Source organism: Endozoicomonas sp. YOMI1 (assembly GCF_024606345.1).
Lineage (GTDB): Bacteria > Pseudomonadota > Gammaproteobacteria > Pseudomonadales > Endozoicomonadaceae > Endozoicomonas.
In genome coordinates this window covers 1-4,058 of sequence record NZ_JAHHPM010000126.1, presented here as the reverse complement: position 1 = coordinate 4,058, position 4,058 = coordinate 1, and the positions used below count along the sequence as shown (strand labels likewise).

Sequence of the window (4,058 nt, the reverse complement as noted above, 5' to 3'; positions counted from 1 at the left end):
AGGTTTAGATAACTTTGAGTAGGTTTGAGCAAGTTTTTAGGAGCGGTAGAAGAGAAGCGGATTTTTACAGACAAATCCACTGGGAGTAATGTAGATCGAGAAGGACTTAATTTACTCAAGGTCAAAGTTGAGGACGGAGATGTGCTTCTCGTGACTAAGCTTGACCGATTAGGAAGGGATACTTCAGATATGATTCAGTTGATCAAGGAGTTTGATCAACTTGGTGTTTCTGTACGCTTTTTAGATGACGGAATCAGCACAGAAGGGCATATGGGTAAAATGATCGTTACGATCCTATCTGCTGTGGCTGATGCCGAGAGGCAACGCATATTAGAGCGAACTAATGAGGGACGCCAAGAGGCTAAGGCAAAAGGAGTTAAGTTTGGTCGCAAAAGAACTATTGATAGAAAAAAACTCATTGCCTTTTATCAAGAGGGCAAGAGACCAAAAGAAATAGCTGAAGCAATGTCCATAGGTCGATCAACAGTTTATAAGCTGCTCGGTGAAACTGAAAAGAGCTCTAATTAATTAACACTTATTTCTAACGGTAAATTAAATGATGAATAGCCCGATTGATGAAATTGAAGGTATTGACCAGGATATTGATGATTCTCTGGGTGAGTATCCAATAGATACTGTTTTGATTAGGAATGAGAGTAGGACAGTTCATGATGTTCTGAGAAGAATTGAGAAAGGTGGGTATATAATGGACCCAGACTTTCAGCGTGACTTTATTTGGAGTGTAGAGAAACAGAGTAAGCTGATAGAATCCATTCTTATGCGAATACCTCTGCCTGTATTTTATTTGGCTGAAAATTCTGAAGGTCGAATGGTGGTTGTAGATGGATTACAAAGACTCTCAACATTTAGGCAGTTTGTTAATAATAAGCTAAAACTAAAGTTACCAAAGCAAAAAGAGCTTAATGGAAAAAACTTTGATGATTTACCACCAAAGCTTCAGAATAGGATAGAAGACTGTAATTTAATTCTGTATCAAATTGATTCTAAAGTTCCAACACAGGCACTCCTCGATATTTTTGATCGGGTAAATAGTGGTGAACCATTATCTAGACAGCAAATGCGTAATTGTTTGTTCATGGGTAATGCTACTAAATTTTTAAAATCTGAATCTAGCTCATATATATTTATCCAAGCCACAGGGTCAAGCTTGAAACCTGAAAAAATGCGTGATAGAGAGTTCATCAATAGATATTGTGCATTCAAACTCCTAGGAATAGAGCAATACACTGGTGATATGGATGACTTTCTTGCAAATGCTTTGAAAAAAATGAACAGTCTAAATGAACGAGATATTGAACGATTATCTTTAGATTTTAGAACCAGCATGAAGAACAATGTAAAAGTGTTTAACAGGCATGCTTTTAGAAAACATTACTCGCTTAATGAAGGCAGGAGTGTAATAAATGCCTCTCTTTGGGATGTGATGTCTGTTGGGCTTTCTCAGTATTCAGAAAACATCGTCGAAGCTAGGGCTGAACAGTTGCGTGCAGAGTTTTATGAGCTTTTGAAGAATCAAGATTTTTTAGATGCTATCACTTTGGGCACAAACCAAGTTAACAGAGTTAAAGACCGCTTCTCTATGTTTAATCAACTACTGAGTGAGGTTCTAGGTGATTAATGAAATCAGGCTAAAGCACTTCAAGTGCTTTGAATTATTAAACCTTCCACTAACCAACTTAACAATGTTGTCAGGCTCTAATGCATCCGGAAAATCTTCAATAATGCAATGCTTGGTCTTGCTACACCAAACGATGGTTGAACATGAGTGGTCTAACCGGCTGGTACTCAATGGCCATACGTTGCAACTAGGGACAGCACAGGACGTAATTGATAAAGTTCACGGCAGGCATAGTTTTGAGCTTGGCATTTCCTTGGGGGAAAACTCATTTGACTGGTCTTTCTCTGGGGAGAGAGAGGATATGTCTCTTGAGATTAAAAATGTCACTGTAAACACTGAATACCTCAAAAATCCTGAGAAGCTTCAATACCTCCTCCCTTATGGTAAGAATTTGCCTGTTTCTGAATTGGCACAGCGTTTATATTCTCTAACGTATATTACCGCAGAGCGAATAGGGCCGAGAGATTACTACCCACTGGAAGACGAGTTAAACGCCCAAGTAGTTGGCCCTAAGGGAGAACACTCCATCAGCCTTTTATATTCAAAGAGAGACAAAAAGGTATCTGATCGTGTAGCTATTAAACCTATCGCCCCCACTCTCATAAATCAGGTTCAGGCATGGATGCAGTGCTTTTTTCCTAAATGTGAGCTAACCGTAGAGAAAGTAGCAAAAATAAATGCGGTTACTCTAGGGTTAAGAACATCAAATGATACAAACTTTCACCGTCCTATACATGTAGGTTTTGGACTAACACAGATTTTACCAATTATCGTGGCATCATTGGCGGCAGATGTTGGAGATATGTTACTAATAGAAAATCCTGAAGTACACTTACATCCGAGCGGTCAAGTTTTAATGGGGCAGTTTTTAGCCGCTATTGCTGATTCAGGAGTGCAAGTTGTTTTAGAAACACATAGTGACCATATTCTGAATGGAATTCGTAGATCTGTAAAAAATAGAAATATATCAGAAAACAATGTAACCCTCCATTATGTCAGGGCTCGAGAGGAAGATCACGACCAGGTTATTACACCTCAAATTGATGAACAAGGAAATATTGACTTCTGGCCGGAAGGGTTCTTTGATCAGTTCGATAAAGATATTAATTTTTTTGCGGGCTGGGGAGATTAGATGTGGATTTCCTGGCGAACGATCTTTCGTTACATAATCAGTTTAACGATTTAGCCTCATTTGAGGAATCTATTGATAGTTTAATGCTGCTCAAAAAGCAGATTGAAGTATCTGGAAGAGCACTACAGTGTAATCGCGATTTCATTAATAAAGAGATAATGAGAGGCGATTTACTTCCTAAAGTTGTTCAATCCTTGCAAAGGGATAAAAGACAAGCATTATTGCGATGGCTAACTCAAGTAGGCCCTTTCTGGGATGCGAAAAGTCAACATTCTGATGATGATTACTTAGAGGTTGGTGATGAAATAGTAACAGGTTCTGCTATTGCTGAAGCGGCTTTTCTAAATTTAAACGGAGGGGATTACAGAATTATCAGCTTCCAACCTTCAAACTGGGAGTCTACTGAGATAGAAGTTTTCTTGAGGAATGAAGGTAACGATCAAACTTGTATAGTTTTAAATTACACAGAAATTGATTCCATTAAAGCCATTCTTTCACAGCATGAAAAAATAGAATCATGGAAAAAACTTTCAGAACTATGTATATCAGCATGTCCTGAACTGCACTTTTCTGAAACCTGTTTTGAGCCACTAAAAGGTCATCCATTTGTTCAAAGAGCAGCAAATCAAATACTAGAACTCTGTCAAATAATAAATAAACTCAAAAGCTGCTATGACACAGAGGGCAACAGAACTGAAAAAGGACAAGAAATTTACCAAGATCATTTTACAGGACAAAAAGCATGGTTTTCTGATTCTTCAGATACTGAAAAAAGAGAGTTTGAGAATCAATTAACGTTCAAACACCCAGAAAAAGAAGGTAGCACCATATTTTGCCCTATGCATGGAAAAGTAAACACTCCCAAATATCGTGTGCATTTTTCATGGCCGGTCAGTAACAGCGAGCCTTTATATATTGTGTATGTCGGGCCTAAAATAACAAAACGGTAAGTTTAAGCTGTATGACCTGTCCCTTTTCAGCTTGACCGAAGGTACAGGTCAGAGCTTAGAGCAACTTTTCGTTCCGTTGGGCTTCAGACCCCTAAAGCAGGCCACTGCGACGGGTGGCAGCCTTCTTTGATCGTTGCCCCAACATGCTCAAACCCGATGACCTGAAAACCTACTTTGTTCGTTATGTGCGTGTTACTTGTTTTTGCCAAAACTGAGCACAACCATTATCACCGCTTAATTGATATGGTTCAAAACCATATTTTAGGTAGGCTTGCTGAGCGGGCTTGTTGAACCAAGCCGCTAACGCGGCAAAAAATACCGTTCATCCCAGCCACCC

General features: G+C 39.0%; 4 protein-coding genes. All 4 read left to right on the top strand.

Annotated elements, in window-relative coordinates; translation table 11 throughout:
• The first annotated feature begins 24 nt into the window (after window positions 1–24).
• From KDK15_RS04670 to KDK15_RS04655, 4 genes are read left to right on the top strand one after another with little or no spacing between them, the layout of a single operon-like run.
• A complete protein-coding gene (locus tag KDK15_RS04670) occupies window positions 25–528 on the top strand; it encodes a recombinase family protein (RefSeq protein ID WP_306800239.1) in 504 nt (167 codons plus the stop codon).
• A 28-nt stretch (window positions 529–556) separates the two neighbouring features.
• Window positions 557–1,639 carry a DUF262 domain-containing protein gene (locus tag KDK15_RS04665; protein ID WP_257294202.1) on the top strand — a complete coding sequence of 361 codons (1,083 nt, stop codon included), beginning with the start codon at window positions 557–559 and terminating at the stop codon, window positions 1,637–1,639.
• Complete coding sequence (locus KDK15_RS04660; RefSeq protein WP_257294201.1) at window positions 1,632–2,771, top strand: DUF3696 domain-containing protein; 1,140 nt, start codon at window positions 1,632–1,634, stop codon at window positions 2,769–2,771. Before KDK15_RS04665 ends, KDK15_RS04660 begins: the two co-directional genes overlap by 8 nt.
• A 2-nt stretch (window positions 2,772–2,773) precedes the next feature.
• Window positions 2,774–3,721 carry a hypothetical protein gene (locus KDK15_RS04655; protein ID WP_257294200.1) on the top strand — a complete coding sequence of 316 codons (948 nt, stop codon included), beginning with the start codon at window positions 2,774–2,776 and terminating at the stop codon, window positions 3,719–3,721.
• Window positions 3,722–4,058 lie beyond the last annotated feature (337 nt).

Excerpts from the sequence above, each read along its gene's own strand:
- KDK15_RS04665 (WP_257294202.1), top strand. The coding sequence starts at position 557 with ATGATGAATAGCCCGATTGATGAAATTGAAGGTATTGACCAGGATATT.